At 62.8% G+C, this 25,232-nt stretch carries 35 protein-coding genes; 2 read left to right on the top strand and 33 right to left on the bottom strand.

The window, feature by feature from the left end; genetic code table 11:
• Positions 1–10: 10 nt before the first annotated feature.
• The 33 genes from KUW00_RS15520 to KUW00_RS15680 all read right to left on the bottom strand — a co-directional run bounded on the left by KUW00_RS15520 (position 11) and on the right by KUW00_RS15680 (position 24,603).
• On the bottom strand, positions 11–1,237 hold the full coding sequence (locus KUW00_RS15520) for a hypothetical protein (protein ID WP_222569504.1): 1,227 nt from the start codon (positions 1,235–1,237) through the stop codon (positions 11–13).
• Between the two features lie 10 nt (positions 1,238–1,247).
• Positions 1,248–1,439, bottom strand: coding sequence for a hypothetical protein (locus KUW00_RS15525; protein ID WP_222569505.1), 192 nt, complete (start codon positions 1,437–1,439; stop codon positions 1,248–1,250).
• A gap of 82 nt (positions 1,440–1,521) precedes the next feature.
• On the bottom strand, positions 1,522–2,004 hold the full coding sequence (locus KUW00_RS15530) for a hypothetical protein (protein WP_222569506.1): 483 nt from the start codon (positions 2,002–2,004) through the stop codon (positions 1,522–1,524).
• Between the two features lie 14 nt (positions 2,005–2,018).
• Positions 2,019–2,654 (bottom strand): hypothetical protein, encoded by a 636-nt coding sequence (locus KUW00_RS15535; protein WP_222569507.1) that lies wholly within the window; start codon positions 2,652–2,654, stop codon positions 2,019–2,021.
• On the bottom strand, positions 2,651–3,133 hold the full coding sequence (locus tag KUW00_RS15540; RefSeq protein WP_108449364.1) for a hypothetical protein: 483 nt from the start codon (positions 3,131–3,133) through the stop codon (positions 2,651–2,653). Before KUW00_RS15540 ends, KUW00_RS15535 begins: the two co-directional genes overlap by 4 nt.
• A gap of 45 nt (positions 3,134–3,178) precedes the next feature.
• Positions 3,179–3,526, bottom strand: coding sequence for a hypothetical protein (locus KUW00_RS15545; protein ID WP_222569508.1), 348 nt, complete (start codon positions 3,524–3,526; stop codon positions 3,179–3,181).
• Positions 3,519–3,926 carry a hypothetical protein gene (locus KUW00_RS15550; protein WP_222569509.1) on the bottom strand — a complete coding sequence of 136 codons (408 nt, stop codon included), beginning with the start codon at positions 3,924–3,926 and terminating at the stop codon, positions 3,519–3,521. The genes KUW00_RS15545 and KUW00_RS15550 overlap by 8 nt, the downstream gene beginning before the upstream one ends.
• Positions 3,923–5,581: a hypothetical protein gene (locus tag KUW00_RS15555; RefSeq protein WP_222569510.1), complete on the bottom strand. Its 1,659-nt coding sequence runs from the start codon at positions 5,579–5,581 to the stop codon at positions 3,923–3,925. The genes KUW00_RS15550 and KUW00_RS15555 overlap by 4 nt, the downstream gene beginning before the upstream one ends.
• A 22-nt stretch (positions 5,582–5,603) precedes the next feature.
• Positions 5,604–7,229 carry a hypothetical protein gene (locus tag KUW00_RS15560; protein WP_222569511.1) on the bottom strand — a complete coding sequence of 542 codons (1,626 nt, stop codon included), beginning with the start codon at positions 7,227–7,229 and terminating at the stop codon, positions 5,604–5,606.
• A gap of 21 nt (positions 7,230–7,250) precedes the next feature.
• Positions 7,251–7,664 carry a DUF4376 domain-containing protein gene (locus KUW00_RS15565; RefSeq protein ID WP_222569512.1) on the bottom strand — a complete coding sequence of 138 codons (414 nt, stop codon included), beginning with the start codon at positions 7,662–7,664 and terminating at the stop codon, positions 7,251–7,253.
• Positions 7,664–7,990, bottom strand: a complete 327-nt coding sequence (locus KUW00_RS15570) for a hypothetical protein (protein WP_222569513.1) — start codon at positions 7,988–7,990, stop codon at positions 7,664–7,666. The genes KUW00_RS15565 and KUW00_RS15570 overlap by 1 nt, the downstream gene beginning before the upstream one ends.
• Before the next feature lie 9 nt (positions 7,991–7,999).
• Positions 8,000–9,073 carry a hypothetical protein gene (locus KUW00_RS15575; protein WP_222569514.1) on the bottom strand — a complete coding sequence of 358 codons (1,074 nt, stop codon included), beginning with the start codon at positions 9,071–9,073 and terminating at the stop codon, positions 8,000–8,002.
• A 16-nt stretch (positions 9,074–9,089) separates the two neighbouring features.
• A complete protein-coding gene (locus KUW00_RS15580; protein WP_222569515.1) occupies positions 9,090–11,222 on the bottom strand; it encodes a hypothetical protein in 2,133 nt (710 codons plus the stop codon).
• Complete coding sequence (locus KUW00_RS15585; protein ID WP_222569516.1) at positions 11,219–11,578, bottom strand: hypothetical protein; 360 nt, start codon at positions 11,576–11,578, stop codon at positions 11,219–11,221. Before KUW00_RS15585 ends, KUW00_RS15580 begins: the two co-directional genes overlap by 4 nt.
• A gap of 7 nt (positions 11,579–11,585) precedes the next feature.
• Positions 11,586–12,140, bottom strand: a complete 555-nt coding sequence (locus tag KUW00_RS15590; RefSeq protein ID WP_222569517.1) for a hypothetical protein — start codon at positions 12,138–12,140, stop codon at positions 11,586–11,588.
• Positions 12,127–12,789 carry a DUF6682 family protein gene (locus tag KUW00_RS15595; RefSeq protein WP_222569518.1) on the bottom strand — a complete coding sequence of 221 codons (663 nt, stop codon included), beginning with the start codon at positions 12,787–12,789 and terminating at the stop codon, positions 12,127–12,129. The genes KUW00_RS15590 and KUW00_RS15595 overlap by 14 nt, the downstream gene beginning before the upstream one ends.
• A gap of 3 nt (positions 12,790–12,792) precedes the next feature.
• Positions 12,793–13,107, bottom strand: coding sequence for a hypothetical protein (locus KUW00_RS15600; protein ID WP_222569519.1), 315 nt, complete (start codon positions 13,105–13,107; stop codon positions 12,793–12,795).
• A gap of 69 nt (positions 13,108–13,176) precedes the next feature.
• Positions 13,177–14,118 (bottom strand): P22 phage major capsid protein family protein, encoded by a 942-nt coding sequence (locus KUW00_RS15605; RefSeq protein ID WP_222569520.1) that lies wholly within the window; start codon positions 14,116–14,118, stop codon positions 13,177–13,179.
• A gap of 53 nt (positions 14,119–14,171) precedes the next feature.
• Complete coding sequence (locus KUW00_RS15610; RefSeq protein WP_222569521.1) at positions 14,172–15,140, bottom strand: hypothetical protein; 969 nt, start codon at positions 15,138–15,140, stop codon at positions 14,172–14,174.
• Between the two features lie 263 nt (positions 15,141–15,403).
• Positions 15,404–17,704, bottom strand: a complete 2,301-nt coding sequence (locus tag KUW00_RS15615) for a hypothetical protein (RefSeq protein WP_222569522.1) — start codon at positions 17,702–17,704, stop codon at positions 15,404–15,406.
• Positions 17,704–18,147, bottom strand: a complete 444-nt coding sequence (locus tag KUW00_RS15620) for a hypothetical protein (protein WP_222569523.1) — start codon at positions 18,145–18,147, stop codon at positions 17,704–17,706. The genes KUW00_RS15615 and KUW00_RS15620 overlap by 1 nt, the downstream gene beginning before the upstream one ends.
• Before the next feature lie 19 nt (positions 18,148–18,166).
• Entirely contained in the window at positions 18,167–19,774 is a 1,608-nt protein-coding gene (locus KUW00_RS15625; protein WP_222569524.1) for a terminase, read from the bottom strand.
• The gene (locus tag KUW00_RS15630; protein ID WP_222569525.1) at positions 19,761–20,339 is read right to left on the bottom strand and encodes a hypothetical protein; all 579 of its coding nucleotides are present in this window, start codon (positions 20,337–20,339) and stop codon (positions 19,761–19,763) included. Before KUW00_RS15630 ends, KUW00_RS15625 begins: the two co-directional genes overlap by 14 nt.
• Positions 20,340–20,503: 164 nt before the next feature.
• The gene (locus KUW00_RS15635; protein WP_222569526.1) at positions 20,504–20,797 is read right to left on the bottom strand and encodes a hypothetical protein; all 294 of its coding nucleotides are present in this window, start codon (positions 20,795–20,797) and stop codon (positions 20,504–20,506) included.
• Positions 20,798–20,829: 32 nt separating this feature from the next.
• Positions 20,830–21,258: a hypothetical protein gene (locus KUW00_RS15640; protein ID WP_222569527.1), complete on the bottom strand. Its 429-nt coding sequence runs from the start codon at positions 21,256–21,258 to the stop codon at positions 20,830–20,832.
• Positions 21,255–21,461: a hypothetical protein gene (locus tag KUW00_RS15645; RefSeq protein WP_222569528.1), complete on the bottom strand. Its 207-nt coding sequence runs from the start codon at positions 21,459–21,461 to the stop codon at positions 21,255–21,257. Before KUW00_RS15645 ends, KUW00_RS15640 begins: the two co-directional genes overlap by 4 nt.
• Positions 21,458–22,048, bottom strand: a complete 591-nt coding sequence (locus tag KUW00_RS15650) for a hypothetical protein (RefSeq protein WP_222569529.1) — start codon at positions 22,046–22,048, stop codon at positions 21,458–21,460. The genes KUW00_RS15645 and KUW00_RS15650 overlap by 4 nt, the downstream gene beginning before the upstream one ends.
• Complete coding sequence (locus tag KUW00_RS15655; RefSeq protein WP_222569530.1) at positions 22,045–22,452, bottom strand: hypothetical protein; 408 nt, start codon at positions 22,450–22,452, stop codon at positions 22,045–22,047. Before KUW00_RS15655 ends, KUW00_RS15650 begins: the two co-directional genes overlap by 4 nt.
• A complete protein-coding gene (locus KUW00_RS15660; protein ID WP_108449344.1) occupies positions 22,449–22,763 on the bottom strand; it encodes a phage holin family protein in 315 nt (104 codons plus the stop codon). The genes KUW00_RS15655 and KUW00_RS15660 overlap by 4 nt, the downstream gene beginning before the upstream one ends.
• Positions 22,764–22,773: 10 nt before the next feature.
• Positions 22,774–23,070, bottom strand: a complete 297-nt coding sequence (locus KUW00_RS15665) for a hypothetical protein (RefSeq protein WP_222569531.1) — start codon at positions 23,068–23,070, stop codon at positions 22,774–22,776.
• On the bottom strand, positions 23,067–23,618 hold the full coding sequence (locus KUW00_RS15670) for a glycoside hydrolase family 104 protein (RefSeq protein WP_222569532.1): 552 nt from the start codon (positions 23,616–23,618) through the stop codon (positions 23,067–23,069). Before KUW00_RS15670 ends, KUW00_RS15665 begins: the two co-directional genes overlap by 4 nt.
• 112 nt (positions 23,619–23,730) lie before the next feature.
• Positions 23,731–24,327: a hypothetical protein gene (locus KUW00_RS15675; protein ID WP_222569533.1), complete on the bottom strand. Its 597-nt coding sequence runs from the start codon at positions 24,325–24,327 to the stop codon at positions 23,731–23,733.
• A 39-nt stretch (positions 24,328–24,366) separates the two neighbouring features.
• Positions 24,367–24,603, bottom strand: coding sequence for a hypothetical protein (locus KUW00_RS15680; RefSeq protein WP_222569534.1), 237 nt, complete (start codon positions 24,601–24,603; stop codon positions 24,367–24,369).
• 116 nt (positions 24,604–24,719) lie between these two features.
• Between KUW00_RS15680 and KUW00_RS15685 the strand changes: the two genes are divergently transcribed.
• On the top strand, positions 24,720–24,935 hold the full coding sequence (locus tag KUW00_RS15685; RefSeq protein WP_222569535.1) for a hypothetical protein: 216 nt from the start codon (positions 24,720–24,722) through the stop codon (positions 24,933–24,935).
• A gap of 10 nt (positions 24,936–24,945) precedes the next feature.
• Positions 24,946–25,227 (top strand): hypothetical protein, encoded by a 282-nt coding sequence (locus KUW00_RS15690; RefSeq protein ID WP_222569536.1) that lies wholly within the window; start codon positions 24,946–24,948, stop codon positions 25,225–25,227.
• Positions 25,228–25,232 lie beyond the last annotated feature (5 nt).

Below are 25,232 nucleotides of genomic sequence, written 5' to 3' on the forward strand. Positions count from 1 at the left end.
TCCTTTTTGATCAGAGGAACTTGCTAAGGATATCGTCTGCCGTGGCTGGCGATTCCTCGCTGGCGGCCTGCGGACTTTCTTGGCCGGACCCGGAGGGCTGGGGAGATCCCTGTGGTGCTGAACTGGACGAACTGCCAAACAGCGAAGAGGCGACATTATCTCGCCGCGCGCGCAGCTGTTGCTGCTCCTGCAAGAGCGAGTCTCGATCTGCGTCACTCATCTGAGAGAGCGCCACGCGATCGCCCATAATGTCGCTGATCTCTTCAAGGCGCCCCTCGATGTACTGGATCTCGTCCTGGCCGCGCTCATAGCCATCGTCACCGCGATTCTTGAACATCTCCCAGGCAGTCTTGAGATCCGGGGCGACACCGTTGTCGACGAGGAACTGAAGATCCCGCTGAGTGGCAGTAGGGCGGTTGTAGTAGGAAGAGCCGCTGCTGCGAGGACGGCGGCCCAACAGGCTGCGCATCTCGCCGGTCCTGGCGTTGCGCTGGAAGACGGATCCGTCCGGCCCTTCGACCTGCTCCCAAGATTCGCTCGGTTCGCCGCGCAGCACCTGCAGAAGTCTGCTCGCCTGCTCCTGGGCCTGGGGCGTAGAGAAGGCCTTGCGAAGAGCGCCAATCCCCTGGGTGGCCTCAATCAGCCGGCCGACTGGCACGTTCATGACGATGTCGTCATCGCCACCAGGCTCTCGACCTTGGGTCATCGGCGCCCGGTAGGCCTGGCCATCTTCGCCCACCACCTCGAGCTCGAAGTTCAGGCTCTCGCCATCCGGGCCTGGGACAGCCGCGACGATGCGCTTCCGACCCCCGCCACCCTTATTGATGTCGGCAGCGAAAAGCTGGTTGAGCGCCTCGATGCTTTCGGGCTGGTTCAGGCTCGCCGGATTGCTCGGGTCCATCACCGCCTGCGCTTGGGCCAGTGCCGCGTCGCTTGCGGGGTCAAAGGCTGCATGAAACCTCGGGTATTTTTGCAGGACGGCTAGCTCGTCCTCAGACACGTCCATGCCCTGGGCGATCTTGCCCAGGGTGAACTGTATGGTCTGCAGATCCTTGGCCTCTTCGCGCTCTTTGCCGGCGGTTTCAGCCTGATCCTTCTGCCACTGAAATCGCTCTTCGGCACGACGGTCCTGCTGGTCCGCGCGCTGCTGCTGGTCCTTGCGAGCCTGGTGTCTGTCCATCACTTCGAAGCCGCGAAGGAAGCCGTCACTGAAGCCGCGTGTATCAAGTCCTGCCATGACAGCCTCCTTACATCAGTTCGCCGGAGAGGTAGCCGACGCCGGCACCGATCAGCGCGCCCCAGGGGCCGCCATAGGTTGCGCCTACGGCAGCGCCGGTGGCGGTAGCACTCATTTGCTGAGTCTGCTTCGCTTGCTCTTGCTGCTCCTCGAGAGCCTTCGCTTGACGCTGCTGATTCGAGATGTCCTTCAGGCCTTGCATGGCCTCGCCTTCAAGCTGGCCTCGAAGGCCGAGTAGTCCGTATGACATGGTGAGTCACCTCCCGGTGAGTCGTTATCGGGGATCAGTTGTTCAGCACCTGATCGGGTACGTTGGACAGGCCCAGGCCGCCGGCCAGGATGGCGCTCTGACGATCCTGGGCGGAGATGCGGGCCTGGTTGCCGGCGGTGACGGTATCGGCCACGCGCGACAGGTTCGACATGCGATCGTTGGCAGCCTTCTGGGCGGCCGTCTGATCGACGCCATACGCCTGGCGGCGCTGCTCTTCGGACTGCTCGGCCACGTCGTAGGCGAGGCCCATGGCGTTCTGTGCGTTCTCGGCGGCCTGGCCAGCGGCCTGAGGGTCGTCGGCGATGTCCGCCAGCGCGGAGATGTAGGGAGCGAAGCGGTTGCGCCAGTCGTCCCACTGGGCGCGGTTGATCTGGCCCAGTAGTTCGGACGCACCCTGGTCGCCTCGGAAGGCCTGGGTAGGGCTGACGGTGATCTGCGAGGTTTCACTGTCCGGCACAGACACCGACGCCAGTCTGGTCGTGAAGTCGACAGCCATTGGCTAGCTCCTGGTTATCCGTAGAGATCGAGGCCCACGCCAGGCTCGTAGCCGGGCGTTGCTGTGCCGCCGGTGGGGGCGCTGTTGGCGTTCATGCCGTAGGAGGTCGCAGCCCCCGCCGCCTGGCCGAGAAGTTGCAGGTTGGCACTTCGGCGGTTGAACTCGTTCACCGACTCGTTGCGCGCGTCAGCGGCCGCCTGATCGGCAAGGCCTGCCAGGCCGTTCTGCGCCTGAGTGGCTTCGCCCTGACCCATGGCGATGATGTTCTGGTAGCCCTTGATCTGCTCGCTCTCCTGGGAGAACTGAGCGCGACCCAGGGTCTCTCCGCCGGTGCTGGCAGAATCGAGCGCCAGGCCGTGCGCCTCGGTCTGGAAGCGGCCACTGCTCGGGTCGATGCCGGCGCGTGTCAGAGTGTCCGTCGCCTGCTGATTGAGCCCGCTCTCCGCCTGCTGCTGACCCTGCATGGCGCGGCCAGCAATGTAGCTCATCGAGCCAGGGCTGGTGAGCTCGCCCACGCTTTCCATGTAGGCGTCCTCGAGCGGCGCCAGTTCTTGCTGCGCGAAATTCCACTTCTCGGCAGCCACCGCCGCCAGCTGCCGCTGCTCGGGGGTATCTTCAATGTCATTGCCGCCATCGGCACCAGTGCTCATGCGCGGTCTCCATTCAATGCGTAGGAAGAGTCAAGATCCGTGATGTACTCGGACAGGGTGTCCTCGTGGACATGGCGGCGGATCTCGACCGCCACCTGGTTCATCCATTGCTCTCCGCCCACGAGATAGGCCATCTGGCACAGCACGCCGGCAAGCTGGTCACGCAGGACGAATGCGAGGTGGCGGCCGTGAGCATCGCCATCACGCTCCAGGGCGACACTGACGCGCCAGTCAGACAGCGCGCTGGCCAGAAGCGGGCGCAGGTATATCTCGTTGGCACGATAAAAGGGGTTGGCGGGGAGCTCGACAATGATCATCCAGAACGCCGAGATCACGTCGCCATCGGACACCGGGCGATCCTTGTCGATCAGATCGTCCAGTGTCTGGGATACCCGGGATATGGTCTTGAAGGCAGCAATAGCCGCCGTGTCCTCGCGGAGGACATAGCGCAGGAACTGATGTTCGTCGGGGCGTGGCATGGCGCACCTCACGGTGGGCGAATTGCCGACCATTGTAGCAGATGGCTACTTCAGCCCTGACAGGGCCCGCTGCATCTCGCGCACAGCGCCCGCCTTGCGGATCTCCGCCTTTGCCGCGATTCGGGTGGCCTCAGCCTGGGCTTCCACCTGATCCGCTTCACGGCGAGCATCCAGGACAGCATCGATGACCTGCTGCAGCGGCACCCCGAGAGCCTCCGCCTCGGCGTGAAGGAAGGGGCCGCCTCCGGCCAGAGCCTCCTGGTACTTCTGTTCTCGCCTGGCGCGCACGGTAGGCTCGACGTCTCCCTGGGCGGCGACACGATCCACCTCCGCCAGGTAGTGCTCTCGCGCGCGCTCAATGTCGGGGAACTTGCGGATGGTGGCCCTATTCATCGATCGCGACCTCCTCGATCCAGGTCTGATATTCGGCGCCGGCATCGATGATGACGAAGCCATAGCTGGGCAGCTCGGTATCGAACACCACGCCATCATCGTCTGCGACCAGCTCTGTGCCGTGGGCATTGACCACCGATCCCGCCGGGATGTTGGTGATGGTCATCTCCATGTTGGCCAACTGGACATTCGGCTCCAGTGCCCGGCGGGGGAGGATCTGCGCGCTATCGACATCAACGTAGTGGGTGTCGTCAGCCACCACGCCGACCTCAAAGCACAAGACGGCTGCCTCGCCGTCGCCAACCTGAAGGCCTACCTGATCGGTAGGGCAGTTGATGACTCGGTCAATCCGACCAGTGCCCTGGTCGTAGACCGCATAGTCGTAAGTGTCGTGGCTCATCTCAATGTACCCATCATGGTCAGGCTGCGGTTGCGGTGTCCGATCTGGGATCGGGGCGTGCCGAAGCCATCCTCTGCCGGGTTATTGGCCCGGATCTGCACCGAGATGGACCGGGATCCGCTTGCCCCGCCCAGCTTGAACGTGGTCGAAAAGGGCGTCCTGGCGTTGGCCTCTGCCGCCTCGGGGTAATAGAGATATTGAGAGCCGCCGACCAGCACGCGGATATCCACCGAAGAGGGGTGATCCATGTAGGCGCCGATCACCAGGCCAGCCGAGAACGTCACGATGACCGGCTGCCCCTCGGAGTTGATACTGCCGCTGATCATGGTGTACCAGCGCTTGTCCGGGATGCTGCTGTGGACGGTCAGGCCGGTGCTGACCACCGACACCGGAATGATGACGGCATTGCCCTTGATCTGCAGCGTATCGACGTAGGCGTCTGCCGTGGATATCTGGTTGCCCCAGATCAGCGTCGAGCCCGGCCGGGTCCACTGGTTTACGCGAGTGTTCGCCGCGTTGCCGTTGTTTGCACGGTCGCGAACAGTTGATGCCGTTGTTCCTGCCACCCTTGCAGTGTCGTAGGCAGTGTTTGAGGAGGTCTTGTCAGCGTCAGAGGGCGGCTTTGACCCACCGATAACGCTGTAGTCGATGTCGACTCCGCCTCCGAACTCCGCGTAACCGTTCGGATGCAGAATCCACCCTGACTGCCCTGGCACGTAGTTGTTCGACTGCGCGATGCCGTAGAACGTCGCCGCCTCGGCCACGCTCAGGTTATCGGCGTCGATCGCGTCGGCGCGAATCAGGCCGGAGACGGCGGTGATCGGCGTGCCGTCGTTCTTATCGATCTTTCCGATCGTGATCTGGCCCAGCTGCCCCTCCTGGATCGAGCCATCGCGGATGATGGCGGTATCCAGCACCACGGTCGGCTCGCCGTTGACGGTGGCCACCACCAGCGGGTAGACCCACTCCTCCTCGTTGGCACCGAAGCGAACCGCGAACCGGTTGGCGTGGAGGATCAGCGTCTCGTCAGGGCTGCCGATGTCAGACGGCTCATCGGCCAGGTTCTCCGCCAGGGTCTCCAGCAGCACCTGGACATCGATCAACGGCGCTGCATAGGTGCCGCCGCCATCGTTGGGCGGGCCCTCGACGCCAGCGGTGGAGGTGAAGGTGATCCAGTAGTAGTAACCAACCGGCATGCCTACCAGCACGTCGTTGCGGACGATGTCGCTGTAGAGCATGCCCGAGTCACGGCCGACCAGCTCAGCGTTGGCGAAATTATCGTCGACGCTCCGGTAGATATTCGTATAGGCGTGGTTGCCGTAGGCGTCTCCGGGGTTGTCCCAGGTCAGCGTCACCATGCCGTAGAAGCCGCCCACCGCGTGGAAGCCGGTAGGCGCTGGCGGCACGGACATGTCCGGCACCGGGATGTTGTCGCCGGGGATCAGGCTGCCAGGCTGCCCCGGGCGCGCGCCGTTGCGCAGCGCAGCCAGGCCGCTGTCGATCAGGTCGCGATAGGTAAGCTTCTGGTCAAGGGGGTTGCCGCGCACCCCCTCGCCAGTCTCGATGATCTCTGTCATGGCCGAGATCAGGGGCCTGAGCTCGCTCGGCACCTTGGGGGATACCGGCGGCAACGTCTTGCGACGATTGGTGGTCATGGGCACCTCACGGTGAGCCGGTCTAAACGATCTCTGACGGGGTGGTGGCCACCTGGACGGAAGCAACATCGACGCTGCCCTCGAGCTCCACCTCCCAGTCGCGGGAGAGAGTATACCCAGGGGGCAGGCGGAAGAGATTCGCGTCATCCACCTGGATGTCAGCAGCGAGCTCGCCGTCAGCGTAGAGGCGCAGGGTTACCGGGTAGTCATAGGCGATGACCTTGGCGCAGGAAAACGAGCCGTCACCAGGCGGCACCTCGTGGATCCTCGAGCGCCAGGTGTAGGTCATCGGGGATCCCTTGCCCCAGGCCTTCACGTCATTGCCCTGGGTGACGTAGAGCGTGTCGCCGGCGATGTCGTAGTAGCCGGCATCAGCCTCGATGTCGAAGAACTCGAATCCCTGGCCTGGTGTGAACACGAAGCAGCCGCCATCGTAGAAGGCGACATAGCGCTCCTCGTAGCGGTAGGCGTGGATGGTTTCCGGTCCCAGGGCGCGCCACTGATCGCGTGTCATCGAGTCCAGAGTGATCACCCGGGCGTCAGAGCCACCCACAGCCACCAGGCCGTCGTTGCCGGCGTAGATGGCATAGTCGCCCATGTCGACCATCGATCGCTTGGAGAGGCAGGGCTGATCGACGTCGAGCTCCATCGGCGCCATGGCGGCAGGGGAGGAGCCCGTCACCAGGATCGGCTTGCCGTTGGTCCCCACGATCAGGCCGGCGGAAGTGCTGGAGAGCGCCACGATGTCGCTGCTGAGACCGAGCTGGTAGCCCACAGGCCAGGCGTGTGGCAGGTAGGCCTCGGAGAAGCACAGCGTGTTCTCGAAGAAGCCGGCGAAGATGCCACCAGGGAGCGCCGTCAGCCCGCGCATACGATCGTCAGGGCGGTCCCGCTCGGCAGACGGAATCACCCGGCCAAGCTGGTCGCTGGCGATGGTATCGGTGTAGGTGCTGGCCGAGGCGGAGACGTCGTCCACGAACTGGAACGAGCCGCCGGACTCGACCCGATAGATCCGCTTGGTGACGATGTTCTGTGCGCCGCTGGGGAGCCCCGGCAGCGCGAGCACAATGCCGCCGCCGGCAGGCGCTCCGTCCACCTGGTCCCAGCGCAGCTCGGTGTTGCTCGCTGGGCTAGGCGGGCTTTCCTCGCCGTAGTTGGTGATCAGGGTCACCACGTAGGCGGCCTCGAGCGCGGTGGCCGGGTAATCGCCAACAGAAGGGCGGCCAGACTGCGGCGTGGCGATAGGCGTGCCGGTAGGCGCCGGGACGCCCATGCGATAGCTGGTGCTGGGGTAGGGCTCCTGCCCGCTGGTCACTAGGTCGATGCCGCCCATCTTGGGGGCTCCGTCTCCAGTCCAGTAGACACGGTCCCAGGCATCATCTGCCAGCGGCGACCGCTCGATATCGACGTCCTTGCCGTTGCCCCAGACGAACCAGAAGCCGTCCCCGCCGTTGCCGTTCGGGTAGCGGTAGAGGGTGGCGGGACTCGATACCGGAGGAAGGCCGGCAACCTGCCCCAGACCCTTCTCTGCGCTCAGGCGGCCACGGCGGAGGAAGGTGTTGCGAGATACCTGGCCGTTGTTCTCCGGGAGGAGCCGGCCGTCCAAAAGCGGCACTTCGCCGCGAAACGCAGAGTGAGTGAGCTTCACAGCTGACTCCTTGAGGTAGGGTTATTCCCAGGTGATGGCGTCGAGCTCTTCCTGGCTGGCGGCATTCCTGGCCTGCTCCTTCAGCGCCCAGGAGATCGGGTACTGATCGGCCTTGTGCTTGAAGGCAGCCCGCGCCACGGCCACCATCTCCGCCGGTGTGAGCAGGTACTCGTTGTTGGACTGTACCCGGAGCGTCATCACCGCATCCGTCACACCTGCCTCGATCAGGTGGTTCGCCTCACCCTCGAGACCCATCAGGTTCTCGCGGTCCTCGGCACGGGTCTGTACCACTTCCTGCACACCCTCGAACTCGTAGGGCATGCCGGCATCCACAGCCTCAACGCGCCACTGTTCGATCTCGGCAATCTTGCGCTGCTTGGCTTCTTCAAGCAGCTCTTCGGCAGTCGGTGCCGGCACCCAGTTCACTGCACCCATTAGATGGTCACCTCGCGTTCAGTCTTGGCCAGTTCGTACTCTGCCAGACGTTCCTGGAAAGCCTCGTCAGTTTCGTCCTCGCCCTGTACTGGGGTGTTGCCGTACCAGCCCAGCAGCGTGACAGTCAGCTCACCATCAGCTTTGGTGGCCTGGATCAGCGGGTTGGGCTCCAGGACAGTCTCGAAGTCGCTGGCAGATCCATCCGGCATGCCGGTGAAGTCAAAGGAGTCCTCGACTCCGTTAACGGTAGCGTGCAGGACATCACCTACAGCCTGGTAGCTGTAGGTGATGCTCGTGCTGTTCTGTGGTGTAAGAATGGCTTTCATAATGCCTCCTTAGTTGTACCAGCGGCCTTTGGCAGTGGCGTGAAGGTAGTAGCCGATGGCGGCACTGCTCTGCGAAGCCACGCCCCTAAGTTTCGTCGTGCTTCCTGTCGTAGTGCGGCCTACTCCCCACACGATAATGCTATCGTCGCTGTGCCTGATCCCTGTAACATCCATCACAGGTTTTTCGACAAACGCGGCGGGAAAGGTCCATGTTTGATCGGCGCTATGGAAAAGAGATCCATTACTTCCTGGAACTGCGGTAGTTGTGCCGAGGCCGTCAACTTCGACAAAACAAATGAGCGTCCCGTCAGCAAACTTGAGGTACTCCCCGTTGCTGTTTGAACCGTACTCAAACAACCCCCCGGAAGGAACTCCGCTAGCATCCATAGATACAGGCTGGACTGCGTTCATGCTGTTATAGAGGAATCGCCACTTTGCCCAATTTATGGGCGCGGTGTAGCCTGCCCCAGAGTTCGAACCAGAGTGGCGGTGATAAATCACCCCGTTGATGTCGAACATCAACTCTTGACCCCACCCTTTAAAGTTCCTCGCATTGCTGGGATGGCCGCACGAAAACAGAGATCCGTATTGGGCCGGCAGCCCGGCCCCTGCCGCATCGGCAACGTTTATGTGATACAGGCCGATGGGTTTGTTGTTTGAAAACTCCCCGCCCGGCTCCAGGAGGTTAACGGCGTTCAGCAGTCCTGCGGCACCAATCAAGGGGACTTTTGTTGTGTCGCTGTCCGCATGGGCCGTAGCCACATTACGACTTGCCGCCGTCCCCGCATCCGAGATCGTAGCCAGGGTTTGCGTGCCCGTGTGGTTCGAGCGCTGTACAGCATGTGCCTGAGCCTCGCTGGCCTTGGTGTCGGCATGGCTCTTGGCTGCTGACTCAGCACTGGCTGCCGAACCAGCAGGATCTGCACCTACCTGTGCCGGGGTATGGGCTCCGCTCTTAGCCTCATGGGCGGAGACTTCACTACTGGCCGTACCGGCAGGATCAGCCCCTGCCTGGCCTGGAGTGACGTTGTGAGGGTCGTCTGTACGATCCCCGTGCTCTGCGAGCTGTCTGCTTGAAGACATGGGTAACCTCCCTCCCTTATTTCCAACGGCCGACGGCAAGCAGCATCATGTCGTAGGAGTTGATATTCGTGCCGTCATCGTCTTTCAGCGTGAAGCGTACGGTTGAGTTGTTCGACGTGTACTTGTACGTAGACGTGTGAATGTACCTGCCGATCGGCGTGTCGAAATGAGGAAGCACGATATAGTCAGGATACGCGAACGTAGCTGCCCAACTTGTGGGGGACTCGGCCGGCTCCCCGGAAGGAGATTCGAAGGTGCCACTGACTACTTTCCAGCAGATCAGTGTTCCGTCTTTCAGCTTCAGGTAATTTCCGTTCGCATTCCCCCCGTACTCCATGACAGAAACAGAATCTGAGTCGACGTACCCGACAGAGTTTAAGCTGTGCAGTATTTTGGCCCACGCAACACTATTACCAGACCCAGCGTCTTGTTGGGAATCGTACCAACCAAGCCACCAATGGTTTGTACGGTGTTGGTTAATAAGGTAGGAATGAAGATAATTCGCGTGAGTGCTTTTAAATCCGTTAGTCCAGTCGTTAGCGGGGCCTCCTCCGATATTTGCGCCATCGAACGACACGAAGTTCTGGCTCATTCCAACGTGTAGGTCGCTAATAGTGTTGGTGTGCAGCCAGTCCCCGACAGTGTCTGCGGTAGGTAGGTTATCGGTACCGGTCCCGACATCTCGGCTTGCAGCCGTCCCGGCGTCCGACAATGTGCTTAGCGGCTGAGTGCCAGTGTGCGTGCTGCGGTTCCTGAGATCGGCTGCGTGGGCTCCGTCTACAAGATCAGCGTTTAAGCCGGTGCCCGCCCCATCTACTGTCAGCAGCTTCGCCAGCACGTCCGCTGCAGTGTAGGCCGAGGCATCCAGCTTCTGGCCCAGGGCGTTGGTCATGGTCGTGGCGAAGTTGGGGTCATCGCCCAAGGCCTGAGCCAGTTCGTTCAGGGTGTCCAAGGCACCGGGGGCGGAAGCCACCAGGGAGGCAAGCTCCATGTCGGTGTACGACTTGGCATTGGCTTCTGCCTGGGCAGCGGCACCGGCAGGGTCGAAGTCCTCAACGTCCTTCTGGGCTGCCGTGCCGATGAAGGTGGCCTGGGTCACCGCACCCCAACGAATCAGGGTGATCACGTCAGTGGCCTTGGTCACCGGCTGAGCCAGGGTAACGCTGGTGCCGTTGTCAGCAGTGAAGTCATCGCTGGCGAGCTGCACACCGTTGTACAGCACCTGGAGCAGGCCCACATCGTAGTCCAGCGTGAAGGTGTCGCTACCTTCCTGGTTCCGGTACTCATGCACGTCGTAGACGCCCTCGACCACCGTGGTGGCATTCCGCCAGCCTGCCGAGGTCCAGATTTTCAAGGCGCCTTCGGTGGTGTCGAAATACAGGTCACCCACCCCCGGCGCATTGCCGGTAGGGCTCACTGCCGGCGGGGTAGCATAGTCACCGTAGTAGCGATCCAGGAACGCGTTCAGATGGTCCTGGGCGTCGCTCTCGGACTGGGCAGCATTGGCCTCTGACGCTGCAGCAGCCTGGCGGTGCTGGTCTGCCAGCGTGGCAGAATCAGCCGCTGCTGTGGCGCTATCACTCGCCGCAGTTCGATCCAGGCCCGTCTGAACACGGTCCTCGCCAGTCTGACGGCGGTCATCTGCAGTCTGCGTAGCGTCGGCATCAGCCGATGCGGCACTGCCCGCAGCGGCCGTCTCGCTGGCTGCTGCTGCGGTCGCTGACGCATCGGCATCTGTGGCGCGCTGGTCTACGAATGTAACCTGGGAGTCGACGTGATCGACCTGGCTGTCGACGTGCGCGACCTGACTGTCGACGTGATCGACCTGTCCGTCGATATAGGCGCGGTCGGCGGATGTCGCCTGGGCATCCTGGTCAGCGGCGTTCTCGCTCGCCTTGGCGGCTTGCTCCGATGCGAGGGCATCGGATGCACTCTGGCTAGATGCCTGGCGGTCCAGCCCCGTCTGCACCCGATCGGCAGCAGTGGCAGCAGCGTCCTCGGCAGCCGACACCTCACTCGCCTTGGCCTCTGCCGCGCTAGCCTTTGCCTCTTCGGCGTAGATCGGCGAATTGATATCGGCCGACGTCTCGATGATCGTGACCTCTTCGGTCACTTCGATGATGGCCTGACCTTCAATTTCACTGCTCACCGGGTAACCTCCTGACTTAGCTTCATCCGGCCTTCCACGAGCCGGAAAATCTCTCCCGAGGACACTTTCACCTCGATGTCGTAGACCCCGGTGAGGAAGTCGTACTCGGCGGTTGTTTCGCCGGGGATGTCGATGGCGAATGCACCGTTCTCGGTGTCCTCAATGACGATCAGGCCGTTATCGGTCGAGGCCTCCATCAGCACCTGGTCGTCCGGCTTGGCGTAGCGGATCTGCATTCGGATCTCTGCGCCGGCTAGGTTGACGGGCTCCTGAAGTGGCCCGGACTTCCACACGAAGCTGCGCCGGAAGGTCGCCCCCTGCAGGATGACGATGTCCAGCTCTCCTGGATAAACCATGGCGACCTCAGATAAATCGGCGGGCCTTCACCCGGGCGGTGCCTCGGGCGTGGCCGTGGTTGACGTATTGGCGGGCCGAGAACACGCCTGACATGAAGCGTTGGTCGTGGTGGGCCGCCAGGTTCGGGTTGGCCCAGGCCTGCGGCATCATCAGAAGTCGGTAGCGCGCGCCGTGCTCGATGACCTCGGCCCAGCGGTCGACGACGTCGTCCGGGGGCATCTTGTCGTGCTCCGGGCGGCAGGCGAGCTCCCCGAAGATCAGGCTCTGCTTAGGCTTCTGCTGGAACACGATCAGCGACGCCTCGGGCTGCTCCCAGCCTTCGCCAGCGCGCGTCTTCCGGCCATCGATGGTCAGGTAGCGGATCCGCAAGGGCTCGCCGTCAGCAGCGGCAATCTGCGGGTAGTTGGTGTTGGCAGCCACCACCACCGGCTCGCGCCTTTGCACCCAGACGTCTGCCTCAGTGCATAGGCGCCTGGCGGCCCGTGAGATGGCCTCTCGGATCGTTGCCCGGGGAGCCGGGATATCCATCAGGATCTCGTCGATCAGGTCATCCGTTCGCATTCTGCTCGCTCTCCGGTGTGACCAGGACATCGCCACGGCCCTTGCCCTGGACGGCGTTCATGAAGGCCTGGTAGTGGCTGCCGCTGCGCGCCGAGTTGGCCTGGCCTTCCGCGTCCTTGGCGAAGGCGCGGTAGAGCACGTAGTCGACCAGCGCGGTGGCATAGCGCTCGCTGACCAGCAGGGGGTCTGCACTGATCGCCGACAGGTCGTCGGTGGTGTGGGCGCCAGGGGACTGAACCACCAGCATGTCGATCTCGACGCCGCCCTCAGCAGGCGGGTACACCCAGAACACATCGGGCTTGCGCACGTCCTCCATGAACAGCTCGATGTCCTCGGTAGGGCGCTCGCTGCGCCAGGTGGGCCGCAGGCGGTCCAGGCCGTCCCGATCGATGTTGCGGACAGCACGGCCACTGGGGTTGCTGATCACGTCCATCAGGCGCAGGGCGGAGGAGGGCAGCTGCTGCCGCGCCCCCTCCACGAGTTCGTGCGTCACGATCTCGGAGTGAGCGTCGGGCCGTTCCACCGCGATGGCGGTATAGGCCTCGTTCAGCCAGTCGATCAGTTCGCTATCCGTCCAGCGGATACCGGTGCCGCGCTCCTGGAGAATGGCCTTGGCCCGAGCGATGACGGTGCCGACACTCGAGGCCATGGGTTAGACCTCTTTCATGTGTTTGACTTTCGCCAGAGCGGCTGTGTAGGCGACCACTCGGCCGTTCTTGGTGTTCTTGAGCAGGCGGGTCTCACCCTTGCCCTTGGGCTTGGCCGGGGCCGGCTCAGGCTTGGCTTCAGCAACCGGCTCGGCAGCTTGCGGCTCTTCGTCCGCGCCCTCGGTAGCCAGCTCCTCGAGCGCAGCACGGATGGTCTCGATGCCCTTGCGCTTATCGACGTCGGTGCCCAGGTGCTCTTTACCAATGGCTTCAAGCTCATCCTTGGTCTCGGCGTCTTCGATCATCTTCAGCAGATCCATGAGGATCCTCCTTCGGTGTCAGGGGGATGGAAAAGCGCCGCCCCCTCGAAGAAAGGGGCGGCGCCGGCCTTACGCCTTCTCGGCGTAGAGGTGGCCGAAAGCGTCCGGGTCGATGACATCGAAGCCGAACACGTTCAGACCACGGACCAGTTCACCGAAGTCGCTGGGGTTGGCCAGGTTCTCCATCTTGGTCATCTGGGAGGCGAAGGTCAGAGCCTTCTTGTGACCGAAGATGATGTTGGTGGCCTGGCGACCGGTGGTGCCATCAACGACCTTGGAGGCGTTGTTGCTGACGTAGACCATGAAGCGGTCCAGCATGCCCACCTTGCCGTTGCGGTAGACCGAGGTGTCGTCACCCATGGCGCTAGCGTCACGGAGATCGGACTTCTTCAGCATGCCGTTGGCCCAGGCCGGCAGGACGATGTAGCGGTTCTCGTCCGGCACGTTCTGCTCGTCGAGCACAGAGCCGCAATCCACGATCACGTCGAGGATATTGGTCTTGTTGACGGCCACCGGCGCACCGGCCTCGCCCATGTTGTAGCCACCGGACTCGGCGCCGGCAGTGGCACCAGCGTTCTCGGCAGCGGCATCAGCATAGGACTCACCGAGGATCACCTTATCGATGGCGATCTTCATCTGCTGGCCGGCATCGTCGGACCAGTTGTCCATCAGCTGGATGTCAGCCTGGTACGCGTCCACGTCGTTCACCTCGAAGGCGAAGTATTTGGCGCGATCGATCTGCAGTTCGACCTTGTCGCTGGTCGGCTTCTCGTAGTTGAGGCCGCCACCGATCTCGTAGTCGTTAATGGTGATGGACGGAGTGGTGCGGATCTGTACCGTGTCACCCTGGTTCTTGATCTCTCCCTCGTAATCGGTGTTGGAGATTTCAGCGAACACAGTGCGCTGGTACAGCTTTTCGATCATCTTTCCAGACCAGACCTCCTGGATAAAACCAGAGGAGGAAGAGCTGGAGTAGTCGGGATGCCCGGAGGCACGAGTCGGACCTGCCATGGTGAATTACCTCTTTTGTCGCCTCACGGCGAGGAATCGGAAACCGCCAGGGGTCAGCCGGTAACCCGGCCTTCCGCCTGTGCGGCGAAAATGTCGGCTTCGAGCTCCTCGGCCTTCTTGCCTTTCACGCGACCGGACGTCTTGTCACGGTAGAACTGCCGGATCTCTGCCCGCGTCCACTGCTTCTGCCCACTTCCCTGCGGTGCATCGCTGGTGCGGGTGGAGTGAGGGGTCACCTCGTCATCCGGGATTTCGCGCTGCTTGGGCTTGCCGGATCGCTCTTTGTAGAGCTTGAAGACTTCCGCTACCCCATAGGCGTCATTGCGCTTTTGCGCAGACGACAGGCTCTGCTGGTACTGCTCGCCGGTCTGGGGGTCGAAGCCCGCCAGGAAGCTGAGGAAGCCGGGATCCTGGTTCACCTGCTTGAAGTCCGGCACCAGCCGCTCCAGGTCGACCCAGAAGCGGGTCTGAGCATCCACCTGGCGGTCTTCCTCGATGGAGGAGAGACGCTGGTTGAGCTGCTCGAGCTCTTCGGGAGTCTTCGCTGTAGTGCTGCCTGCCTGACTCTGGATGAGGGCCACCAGGTCATCGACCATCTCGTCACCGTAGGTCTCGCGCATGCGATTCAGGTCCAGGTTGCCGTTACCATCGGTAGGCTCTGGTCCCGCCTGCTTCGCTTTGGCGAGCTCGGTGTCCTTGTCGGAAAGCTGTTTCTCCAGCGCGCGCACCTTCTGATGCAGCTCCGGCACCTCGCGGTTGTACTTGCCCTGAATGACGTCATGCCGGTGCTTCCAGTACGCAGCGTCCTGGTCGCGGGGCGTCTCGTCCTTCGGGGGTTCTTCCTGCTTGGTGGGGGAGGGTTGCTTCTCGGCGGCTGCCTGTTGCTCATCGTCAGGCTTACCGGATTGCTCCTTGGCCTCTACGTCCTCGCGGGAGTCGTCCTCAGGACGGTCTTCCTGCTTCGGCTTGTAGTGGTCAGCAGCAGCGGCGGCTTGGCGTTGAACACTCTTGGGTAGGGACATCTTCTGCTCCTGTGGCGCCTCACGGCGCGACGTGTGAGCCGGACTATCGCCGGGGTTCACGATCTGGGTTGCGGGTTCTCCCTCTGCCTGCAGTGCAGCGGAGAGCGCTTCCCACGACAAAGGCCACTGGGTACGACAGAGACCTTTGCGGTGGGGCCGGGTCACCCCCGGCCACGCGTCAATTGTATCGAGTCCTGATCACCTCGGAGGACCGGTCGAGCCTCTCGATCAGGTGCCGGAGCTCTTTGGCCCGGCCCTGGGCCTTAGATATTTCCGAGCCCTCGGGTATCTGCTCTAGGGAATCGCGGCACTCCGCCAGGCGCTCCTCCAGGTACGCCCGAAGCTCCTTGCCCTCCGGGGAGGACGCCAGGCGCGCCATGGCCTTCCATCTGCGCTCGTCCAGTGCCATTGGTTGCTCCTTGTGCTTGGTTCAGCAGGGACATGATCTCCATCAGCAGCTTCTGCGCCTCGAGGGGCGCCATCGCCTGGCTGATCTGGGTGTCCGACTGGGTCTGCGCGGTCTCCGCCTGGGTGTGCTGCGCGTCGGCCTGGGTCTTGGCCACGTCGGCCCCGTATTTCTGGGCCTTGCCCTGGCGCTCTGCGATCTCCGCCTGGAGCTTGGCCATGGACAGCTGCTGCTGCACCTTGGCCTGCTCGGCCTGCTGGGCGGCCTGGCGCTCCATCTCTTCCTTGGTGGGGACGATGCCCGGCATGTCCAGGCGCTCGGCGATGGTGTCCAGCAGCCGGCGGCGAGCCTCCCGGCCGAGAATGCTCATGTCGAGCTCGTTGCCGGTGAGCTGCAGGAACTGGCTGCGCAGCTGGTTGGTCTGCTCGCGCATCAGCATGGCGCTGGATCCGCGCGCGACCACAGCGACGTCGCCCTTGATCGAGTTGTCGCTGCTGTACTGCATGTTGTGCAGCCAGAGCGCCTCGATGGCCATGCGGATAACGCCACGGTCGATGTGGCGAATGGCGTCCTTGATACCCTTGTTGGCCGACTCCATCAGCATGGACAGGCCGCTGGCGGTCTCGCCGGCACCGCCCACACCCTCGTTGCCGTAGATGTAGCGGGGGATGTTGGTGGCGTCGTCGGCCTTGCGCTCGAAGGTGTCGTAGACCGTCAGCAGTTCGCCGGCGTTCGAGTTCGGCTGGAAGAAGCGGATGGCGGGGTTGTTGCTCGCCAGGGCGCCTTCCTTGGTGCGCCACACCTTCCACGGGTAGATGTCGCTCGGATCCTCGGTCGCCTCCAGGCGGTCCTCGTAGACCTCGACCTGGGGCCCGGAGGAGATCGCCAGGTTGTTCACCAGGCCTCGCGCGGTGGCGTTGCAGACGTCTTGCACGTCGGCCATGAGCTCGGGGATGGCGGTGCCCCAGAACGAGCCAGGGACGCCCTGGAACGAGGCCCCGTTGATCGGGCGGCGCTCCAGCGGGTCGCGGTTGATCTTGGCCCGGATCACGTAGTTGCCGATCAGGATCGCCTCGACCTCGTACTCGGCCAGCGGGTCGGGGACGTCGTCAGGGTTGACGCCCCACTGCAGCAGGGTGGTGCCCTGGGCGCCGCCGTAGTAGATCAGGCCGTCGATCGTGCCGCCGGGGTTGCTCCACTGGTGCTCTTTGCCCTCGAGCTCCTCGCGCTCGCCGTCGTTCCAGATCCAGTCGCGCAGACCGCCCTGGCCATACTCGCGGAGCACGGTGCGGATGCTGTCGTCACTGTAGCCGGCCACTCCCAGCATCTCGTTGAGCTGGCCCCGGGTGAACCTGGCGCGCTCGATCAGGTAAGCGCCGTCCTGGGTGGTGGTCGAGTCCGGTGACGGGTAGATGTCGAACGGGGAGACCCGGACGAACTGGGGCTGGATCTCGCTCACCTTGATGGGCTGCCAGCCTTCACGCCATGCGAGTGTCGGCTTGCGGACCAGCACCGGTCCCCGGACGAACGCGGAGGGGAAGGTGACGAAGTCGTCGATGAAGGCCTCCAGGGCCTCGTCCCAGCCGCCCTCGGCAAGCTGGTCGTCGATCACCACCTCATGGCGCTCTGCCGCCTTCTCGGCGGCCTCCTGGGCGGCCTGGCGGATCTGCTCCTTGGCCTGCTCCATGAGCTGTGCCATGTCCACCTGCTGGCCCTGCTGCTGGAGCTCGAGGGCCTGCTGGCGGATCTGGCCGATCATCGGCTTGAGGTAGGCGTCAGGCACCTCGGCCACCGGTGTCGGAGAGAGACCCCAGGGCTTCTCGTTCACCGGCATCAGGATGTCGCGGATCCAGGCGGCGGCTGCGCGACACTTGGTGGCCGTCAGCATCATGTAAATCTCGGAGCCGCCTTCCTTGCGGATGTTGGCCAGCTTGCTCGGGTCGTAGACCCCCTTGCGACGACGGAGGCAATCTAGGAGGCGGTAATCGATGTCGCGCCTGGCGGCCTTGGCGTCCTCCCAGGAGCGGCGAATGTGCGAGGCCAGGGAGCTCTCGACGAGCATGCGCCGACGCTCCTCCTGCTCCTGCATCTCGGCCTCGATCTCCTGCTGACGCAGGTCAGAGGCTGACTGGTAGTGAAGAAGGCCTAGACCTGCCATCAGTTAGCCCCCTGCGTCAGCGCCTTGTAGAAGGCCGCGTCTAAAGCCTTCCGGTCGCGACGACGCCGCATCATGTTTCGACGCATCGGCCCAAGCTGGTTGAAGAGGTTGCGAAGATATTCCGCTGGATCTTCAAGGAGTTCGAGTAGTTTTACAGTGAAGGTGACGCCAAGATCGCCCTCCACGTCGAAGGCGATGCGGATGCCAGGCTCGGGGTGGGAAACCTTCTCCTGGATCACGATGGTGTCGATCTGGACATGGCCGACATCTGGGCGGTGGCGCTTCGACGGCACCGGGATGCCATGACGGGTGAGCTCCTCGGCAATCTGCCGACCGTAGTCGCGCATCGTCGCCACCACCTGATCGTGGCTCATGCCTGTCAGGCGATAGGCGGTGCGCCCTGCTCGGGCGACATCTCGCTGGGTGTGCTGCTGTGGTTGCATGGTGCCTCCCGGCAGGATGTTATGTGTGGGCGCCCCAACCACCGCGCTCTCGGCGGGCAGGGCGGCTGGCCGGCAATTGCGTGAGCTTGAACAGCGGGGCGCGTGCCAGCGTCTCGAAGGCTTTGGCGCCGTGAGAGGCCCAGTCGTGTCGAGGCCTGTCCTTGTAGACGCCGCGCTTCTCGTCCCATTCCTTGCGGTAATTATCCAGGCATTTGACCCCTTGCTCGCACGCCTCCTCGTCGAACCAACACATCGGCAGGAAGTTGCGCACGGCCTGGATGCCCTCGGCCTGGTTGGAGATCCTGCTCACGATCTCGAAGCGGATGCCGAACTCCTTGGCCTTGTCGGCGCGGCTCATGCCGGTGCCGAGCTCTCGGACTGCCAGGTCGTGGGGGCCGAAGTGCCCGCCATACCGGTAGCCTTTCTTGTTCAGGATGTCGGCGTAGTACTCGATGCCTTCCCCCTCGCCCTCGAGGTAGTCCACCAGGTGGACCTCCCGGCCGACGACCTGGGCGAACCAGATGCACATCGTGTCGTTCATGCCCAGATCCCAGGCGGTATAGACCGGCAGGCTCGGGTTGACGTGGACCTGGCTGGTGATGCGCTTATCCTTGCGGGCGTCACGCATCTGGGTGGCGTAGTAGGCGCCCTCGATCGACTGGGCGAAGGCCTCGTCCGGGGTGGACGGATACTCCCGCTGCATGTCGTCCTGGAGCTTCTCCGACTTCTTGGCGTACCAGGCCTGCTGGCCGGGGGTGGTCGGGATCCCATGCTTGTGCTCGAGATCCTCGAAGTACTCGCGCAGCCGCTGGGGGATCGGCACCCCCTCCGGGTCCATGGTGTAGCTGGGCTCGCCCCACCAGGGGAAGAAGTGGAACTGGAAATCGAGCTCGGTCAGTGGGCGGCCTTCGTCCTGCAGGTTGCGCGCGGACTGGCAGTAGTCGAAGAAGTAGCCCTCGCGGCCCTCGGCGGTCGACTCCAGGGTGATGACGTTGCCAATGCCCACCGCCTCGAAGGCGCCGGTGACGATCTCCTGAGCCTTGTGCGGGAACTGTTTGCAGATTTTCCCGAACTCGGAGACGTGCAAGCGCTGCAGGGTGCCGCCACGGTAGGAGGTCGAGACCTTGATGCTCGAGCCGTTGGTGAACGTGTAGCTGCCTGATCCACCCTTGTCGCTCTTGGCCCTGGGGATCGCGAAGCCAAGCGCCGTCTTGCAGATCCGGCGCCATGACGGGTCGATGTTCTCGAAGGCGAAAACGATCTTGTTCTGGAATATGTCCTGAGCGTCTTCCAGCTTGTGGCAGATACAGCCAGCGCTGAAGTTGTCCCGGAACAGGCAGTCGTCCAGGGCGTCGATCATCTCGAACGTCGTGAAGCCGAGCTGGCGGGCCTTCAGGATGATGTTGAGGACGTGGTCATTGATGTACCGCTCACGCTGGGCGTGGTTCGGTCGAAACCTGACCTTGCGGCCCTTCTTGTCCTTGATGTGGTACAGCGACGCCAGGCGGAACCATTTCAGTGACATGGCCTCGCGTAGATCCGCAGGATCGGTCAGCCGTCCTTTGGCGTGCGCCCGGAGATAGGCTTCGGCGCGCTTGACCTCTTTCTCGCGATCAGTCCTGGTCATCGTCCGCAGGCGCCACGCTCCGCATCATCTGCTCGAACGTCTGCTCTTCGTCGTCTTCGTCGTCATCGAGGCCGTAGGCCAGGCGCTCGTGCTTCAGAAGGCGATCCAGGGCCTGGGTGCCATGGCCCATGGCCTTGCCGAAGTACTCCAGGGGCTGGTCGATCTCCACCAGGTTGCCGTTGCGATCGAGGGTGGAGACCTTGTCGGCCGCCATCTGGTTGCCCAGCAGGGTGGCGTAGCGTTCCTCGAGCTCACGCCAGCGCTGCAGGCGGACGCGGTGGCTCTGGACGACACCGGCATTCTCCTGGGCGGCCAGTTCGACAATGGCCTCGTCGCTGGAGGGATCCAGGCCATCCAGGTGGGCATCGTCCATGCGGCGGGAGATTTTCTCCCGGGTGCGCTGACGGACCTTCTCGGTCAGATCCTGGGCCCAATTGCGCTTCTTCGCGCGGGAACTGATGGTCGAGGGGTGAGGCCCGTAACGGCGGGAGAGTTCCTGGAGGGACAAGCGACCAGTGCGATATTCGCGCTCGATCGCCTCCCAGTCATAGCGTTGTCTTGGCATATGCGTCGCGGTGCCCTCACGGGCAGCGCCTCCATAAAAAGATGCCCGGGCGTCTCACGACGTGCCGGGCGGGGTTCGGGCGGCGTCTCTCGACGTGGCCCTACCGCGTACCGTTGCGCGGTGCGGAGATGACGATCACCCCCTTATGCCTCACGGCTGCGGAATCATTTCTCTGACAGATCCGGCGTTCGGTGGCCCCGAGCAATAATGTGCAGCTCGGGATACGCCTCAGCCACAGCGGTCAGAGCTTGCGGGGAAAACAGGACAACGGCATGAAAGCCCTCTCCAGTCTCCACCTTTGCCTCGTAATGACAGCCCGACTCATTTCGGTAAAAGGGCGAGAGCTCGATGTCTTTCCTCGCGAGCAAAGCAGCGAGCAACCGGATGTCGCTGACGTCAGGCAGGTCGACTGCCTTCATGGCCTCGTCCACCATCTCCTTTGTGACGTTGTAGGTCATACAGTCGTCCTCTTGCCGGAATCAGGTATGCATTACAGCTGCGACACTCGGATTATACCGCCGGTGGCGCAGTCTCGACGGGCGGCCATGGCAACAGCGGTGCGCGGATCGGCCCCCATGTCCATCGCGGTGATGGCGTGGTCTGCGCCGCTACCGAGCGCCATTGGCTCGGACAGGTCGTGAGGGCAGTTGCTGATCCGGCCCTCCTCATCGACGTAGACGGCGAACAGCTCTGTGCCGTCCCAGGCCAACGCATTGACCCCCTTGTGGTTGGATCCGATCTCGCCATTCGGCCAAGCCTCCATCAGGCGACGATGGGCCGAAGCGTCGCCACTCAGCCAAAAGGTCACTCCGTCATCTCGCACGACCCACTTGCGGTACTGATCCGAGATGATGGCTCCGTCACTGGTCATCCGGCTGTCGCACGCAACCTGGCGGTTCTTGTAGGCGATGGTGGTCAATGTCGCCCCTCCCTGAGCTTGATATTCAGCCAGTCCTTCAGGATTGCCCTGATGACCTGGTCGCGGTCATCGACGTCATCGATCGAAATCTTGCCGCTGATGATGTTCTCGATCATCGCCTCGGGCACGACGTGAGCCTTCCCGTCCGGTGTCGGTATGCAGTAATGCGCACGATGGTCGTTCAGCTCCGTGATGCGTGTCATTTGTGCGTCCTGATCGAATCCATGAAGCTTGTGGGGCGCGTAGCCTGCTGACGCTGCCGGCTGCCGAGGAAGAACCCCATGACGCTGCTGACCAGGCCTGCGGCAATGCCCGTCACTGCGATGTCGGCATACCGCTCACCGGTGGGTGTCAGCTCCACGAACGTCACCGCGCCGATGTAGGCGAACACTGCAACGATCACCAGGGTGCCGAGTAGGTACACGAAATTCCTGGCCAGCCAGCCGGCGTTGTCGGCCTGGAGCGTGGCGACCTGCATCGCCCGGGCGTCCTGGCGGTCGTCCAAGTAGAGGCGCGTCATCTCGATCTCGATCTCGAGCAGCTTGATCTTGGCTGCTTCGGGATCGGCCTTCACCTGATCCGCTACCGCCTGCGGCACAGCTTCAGTACCCAGTGCGTCAGCGACGCGCTTACCCAGAGCAGCACCGACCAGAGCACCAGCGCCAGGTACAACGGCATTGCCAGCCGCTGCGCCTGCAACCTGAGCCATGCCCGGGGCAGCCTCTTTGAGCGCTTGGCCCACGCTCGGGGCGATCTCCGAGAGGAATCCACCTACATCACTCCAGTTCATTCGCTGCTCTCCAGGATGATGGCGGCGCTGCCGGTCCAGTCCGGGCTGGTGACCATCTCCTGGGTCGCCCGGCACTGCTGCAGCTCCTGTTCCAGCTGTGTCACCCGGCGACGAAGGTTCCAGGCATGGCCCTTCTCGTCGTCGAGCGCCTCGCTCTTGTCGATTGCCTCAGCCTCGAAGCTGCCAGCCTTGGCCTGCTCTTCGGAGAGGGCGTAGGTCAGCCCATACACGGCTGCCCGGTAGGCGGTCACCGTGTCGGCGTACTCCTCGCGGATCGCGGCCTTGTCGAACGTCTGCGCAACGCCGAAGGCGGCGGCCAGGCAGAACGACCAAAGAAAGCCACGGTAGAGGCGCCGGTATCGCCGGATCTGCGCGTTCAGCGCCTTGTACTCGCTCTGCGTCATTTCTTGTCACCCTTGACGCCCAGAAGGCGGTCGATTCGTGTCTCCAGCTTCACCATGCCGACGTACCCAATACCGGCGCCAATGCCGGCGGCCCAGGACGGGTCGGCACCAAGGGTGATGGAAATCGGCACCATGCCGTAGCTGGCGAGGCCCACCATGGGAACCTCGAGCCATTTGCGTGGCGGTCGCGGGGGGAGAGACCCGAGGATCTTCAGCCCCGCCATGGTCATTGCGGCAATCGCGGCGCTTACGGGGGGTTCTGCAGTGAACTCCCGAAAGGACAGCCAGGCCGTCAGAAGCAGGTCTGGCATGGCGCACCTCTCAGCTCGCAGATCGCCGATCTGACCTCGCCAGAGCGTTGATAAGGGGGAGGAACGAGAGCATGGTCAGCGAGACCAGTGCCCGCCACACAGCGAATCGCGTATCGCCCTCGAGGGGCATGGTGTAGTCGGTCAGTCGCAGCGCGATCAATGCGGCGCAGATACCCAGCACCAGTTCGACCGCAAACCTGGCGCTGGCGTCCTTGATGCTTCTCAGCGCCATGACACACCGGTAAACGATATAGGCACCCAGCGGGATGTGGGCGCCACCGAGAACCTCTGCCAGCACCTCGCTCATACAGCGCTCTCCTTGACCACGCGGTCATACCAGGTGGCGTCGTCGTGGGCGAAGGTGCCGCCGGCCTCGACGTAGGCCCGAGCCAGCTTCTCCATCGAGTTCTCGTGCTGGCCATAGCCGGCACCAGGGAGTGACGCCCAGATATTGCGGCAGCGGTCTACCGCCTGGGTGAACTCGCCAGCCTGGACGAGTGGCAGGGCGCGCTGCTCCTTGACCTGCTGAATGGCGTAGCGGTCCTGGCTCTCGGGCCCAAAGTCGGGCAGGCCGAGCTGGTTGCGGTAGTGGGGCCAATAGCGGGAAAGGATCTGGTATCGGCCGGCAGCGGTTGACCACAGGCCTGGCCGGTACTCCACGGCGTGACCACGCGGCAGCGGGTGCGTGCTGTAGTCATCGAACAGGGACATCCGGCTTGGCAGGGATCCGACCAGGACGTCATAGCCATCGTCGGACATAGCGAGCATGGCTTCGCCTATCTCGGACACGGCCAGCATGTCCAGGAAGGCACAGACGTTTAGTCCTCCCGCCTGGTCGGGGGAAATGCGGGGCATGGTGACCTCCAGCGCCGTCACGGCGTGAGAGTGGGGTGCCGACAAATTTCGGCAGGGGTAGTAAAGGGGGCTGCAAAGAGAAGGCCCCGGCGTTGTTCGCCAGGGCCCTCAGTTAGATTTTGCTTCGCTTTTCCGTCGTGGCTTCTTTCTCAATGCGAGAGCGTACTTCACCTAGCTGGATATTTATCGCCCGCTCAACTTCGGCAGTCATATCGTGAAGGTTTTTTACTTCATCAGGATTCTTTTGAGGTGATGCTCTGTCAGTCAGCGTCACCACAACTGATCTGAAGTCATGGCTCGCCTTAAGTAGCTTATCTGCTCCATCTTCGCACTCTCGACAATGCAGCTTTACCAAAATCGAGATGCGCTCACAAAGCCTGACAAAACCATCGGAATCCGCGTCTTGGGCGGATTGCATCGCTGATTCTGTAGTTGGACGCCTGAGATAATTTTTTATTGGTGCAATCGTCTCGCGCTTGAATACCTCAACCTCACCAAGCAAGAGTATGCACTCCTCAAGCTTCGCCTGGCGGACCATTCGCTTACCGGCCCCTATTGAAGCCAGGTAGCCGAGGTAGCCGGCCAAAGCTGCACCCACTGCAGCGCCCAGAGCAGGCGCTGCAAAGTCAATCCAGGCTGGACTGGAGGCCTGTGACAGCACGACGAGATCGTAGCTCGGGAGCAAGTTGGGCGGCACAGGATCCTCCATGAAAACGCCCCGACCAAAAGGCCAGGGCGCAGTAATCGATCATGGGGAGATCCTAGACGATTCCTGCACAGTTGGCAATTTCTCAACCAGGGCCTCGAGCATGACCTGCAGGCCATAACTCCCGTTTCTCTCGCCCTTGGCAATCATCCTCAGATACCTGGGCGCCACGTCTACCAGCGGCCCCAGCTGGCTCTGCGTGTATCCGGCGTCATACAGCTTTTCCAGCAGACCAGGGATGGCTTCTGGATCGTGCAACTTCGCGGCGTTGATCTCCACGGCCGATCTCCTTGTGTGGTGCTTGCCTTGAAATGTACCGGAACAATGTTCTTGACACAAGGAACTATGTTCCCCTACAGTGAAGTCACACCACGCAACTCCACGAGGAAAGACCCATGAACAAGTTCACCTTTGACGGCCACGACTACATCGATAACGGCGGCTTCATCGATGACGCGGAAGGGCAGCTGGTGGTCACCGTTTCCTATTGCCCGATCGGCGAGGAGTTCGTCGCAGAGGCGTTCGATAGCAGTTCCTACTCGGTCGTCCACCGCAACGAGCCAGACGCGCGGATGACAGCGATCAAGTCGGCCATCTCCGGCCAATACTGAGGAGGTCACCATGGATACCGAACAGCTGTATCGCGAGCTCACCGAGGACTATGCCGCCTGCGTTCGCAACATCGCCATCGCGGCGGAGAGGGCCAGCGGCCAGGAACTGATCATCACTGACGAAGGGGAGGAGTGGCGCATCGTGAACTACGGCGCGGCCGAGGATGACTGGATCTTCTGCCATCTCGCCAGCACCACGCGGGGGCGGCACCAGAAGAATGGCTGGTATCCCGTCCAGAGCGGACGCTGGATCGAGGCCGCCACCATCCATGCAGCGATCACCAGCCGATAACCCAC

Source organism: Halomonas sp. DP5N14-9, from assembly GCF_019802175.1.
Lineage (GTDB): Bacteria > Pseudomonadota > Gammaproteobacteria > Pseudomonadales > Halomonadaceae > Halomonas > Halomonas litopenaei.

Bases quoted from the DNA above. Each gene is read 5' to 3' on its own strand.
- KUW00_RS15595 (WP_222569518.1), bottom strand. From the start codon at position 12,789: ATGGCCTCGAGTGTCGGCACCGTCATCGCTCGGGCCAAGGCCATTCTC.
- KUW00_RS15605 (WP_222569520.1), bottom strand. From the start codon at position 14,118: ATGGCAGGTCCGACTCGTGCCTCCGGGCATCCCGACTACTCCAGCTCT.
- KUW00_RS15530 (WP_222569506.1), bottom strand. From the start codon at position 2,004: ATGGCTGTCGACTTCACGACCAGACTGGCGTCGGTGTCTGTGCCGGAC.
- KUW00_RS15690 (WP_222569536.1), top strand. From the start codon at position 24,946: ATGGATACCGAACAGCTGTATCGCGAGCTCACCGAGGACTATGCCGCC.
- KUW00_RS15635 (WP_222569526.1), bottom strand. From the start codon at position 20,797: ATGACCTACAACGTCACAAAGGAGATGGTGGACGAGGCCATGAAGGCA.
- KUW00_RS15615 (WP_222569522.1), bottom strand. From the start codon at position 17,704: ATGGCAGGTCTAGGCCTTCTTCACTACCAGTCAGCCTCTGACCTGCGT.
- KUW00_RS15645 (WP_222569528.1), bottom strand. From the start codon at position 21,461: ATGACACGCATCACGGAGCTGAACGACCATCGTGCGCATTACTGCATA.
- KUW00_RS15620 (WP_222569523.1), bottom strand. From the start codon at position 18,147: ATGCAACCACAGCAGCACACCCAGCGAGATGTCGCCCGAGCAGGGCGC.
- KUW00_RS15655 (WP_222569530.1), bottom strand. From the start codon at position 22,452: ATGACGCAGAGCGAGTACAAGGCGCTGAACGCGCAGATCCGGCGATAC.
- KUW00_RS15590 (WP_222569517.1), bottom strand. From the start codon at position 12,140: ATGCGAACGGATGACCTGATCGACGAGATCCTGATGGATATCCCGGCT.
- KUW00_RS15520 (WP_222569504.1), bottom strand. From the start codon at position 1,237: ATGGCAGGACTTGATACACGCGGCTTCAGTGACGGCTTCCTTCGCGGC.
- KUW00_RS15585 (WP_222569516.1), bottom strand. From the start codon at position 11,578: ATGGTTTATCCAGGAGAGCTGGACATCGTCATCCTGCAGGGGGCGACC.
- KUW00_RS15565 (WP_222569512.1), bottom strand. From the start codon at position 7,664: ATGGGTGCAGTGAACTGGGTGCCGGCACCGACTGCCGAAGAGCTGCTT.
- KUW00_RS15610 (WP_222569521.1), bottom strand. From the start codon at position 15,140: ATGTCCCTACCCAAGAGTGTTCAACGCCAAGCCGCCGCTGCTGCTGAC.
- KUW00_RS15665 (WP_222569531.1), bottom strand. From the start codon at position 23,070: ATGAGCGAGGTGCTGGCAGAGGTTCTCGGTGGCGCCCACATCCCGCTG.
- KUW00_RS15525 (WP_222569505.1), bottom strand. From the start codon at position 1,439: ATGCAAGGCCTGAAGGACATCTCGAATCAGCAGCGTCAAGCGAAGGCT.
- KUW00_RS15675 (WP_222569533.1), bottom strand. From the start codon at position 24,327: ATGGAGGATCCTGTGCCGCCCAACTTGCTCCCGAGCTACGATCTCGTC.
- KUW00_RS15625 (WP_222569524.1), bottom strand. From the start codon at position 19,774: ATGACCAGGACTGATCGCGAGAAAGAGGTCAAGCGCGCCGAAGCCTAT.
- KUW00_RS15555 (WP_222569510.1), bottom strand. From the start codon at position 5,581: ATGACCACCAATCGTCGCAAGACGTTGCCGCCGGTATCCCCCAAGGTG.
- KUW00_RS15545 (WP_222569508.1), bottom strand. From the start codon at position 3,526: ATGAATAGGGCCACCATCCGCAAGTTCCCCGACATTGAGCGCGCGCGA.
- KUW00_RS15685 (WP_222569535.1), top strand. From the start codon at position 24,720: ATGAACAAGTTCACCTTTGACGGCCACGACTACATCGATAACGGCGGC.
- KUW00_RS15660 (WP_108449344.1), bottom strand. From the start codon at position 22,763: ATGCCAGACCTGCTTCTGACGGCCTGGCTGTCCTTTCGGGAGTTCACT.
- KUW00_RS15650 (WP_222569529.1), bottom strand. From the start codon at position 22,048: ATGAACTGGAGTGATGTAGGTGGATTCCTCTCGGAGATCGCCCCGAGC.
- KUW00_RS15535 (WP_222569507.1), bottom strand. From the start codon at position 2,654: ATGAGCACTGGTGCCGATGGCGGCAATGACATTGAAGATACCCCCGAG.
- KUW00_RS15570 (WP_222569513.1), bottom strand. From the start codon at position 7,990: ATGAAAGCCATTCTTACACCACAGAACAGCACGAGCATCACCTACAGC.
- KUW00_RS15600 (WP_222569519.1), bottom strand. From the start codon at position 13,107: ATGGATCTGCTGAAGATGATCGAAGACGCCGAGACCAAGGATGAGCTT.
- KUW00_RS15540 (WP_108449364.1), bottom strand. From the start codon at position 3,133: ATGCCACGCCCCGACGAACATCAGTTCCTGCGCTATGTCCTCCGCGAG.
- KUW00_RS15575 (WP_222569514.1), bottom strand. From the start codon at position 9,073: ATGTCTTCAAGCAGACAGCTCGCAGAGCACGGGGATCGTACAGACGAC.
- KUW00_RS15670 (WP_222569532.1), bottom strand. From the start codon at position 23,618: ATGCCCCGCATTTCCCCCGACCAGGCGGGAGGACTAAACGTCTGTGCC.
- KUW00_RS15550 (WP_222569509.1), bottom strand. From the start codon at position 3,926: ATGAGCCACGACACTTACGACTATGCGGTCTACGACCAGGGCACTGGT.
- KUW00_RS15630 (WP_222569525.1), bottom strand. From the start codon at position 20,339: ATGCCAAGACAACGCTATGACTGGGAGGCGATCGAGCGCGAATATCGC.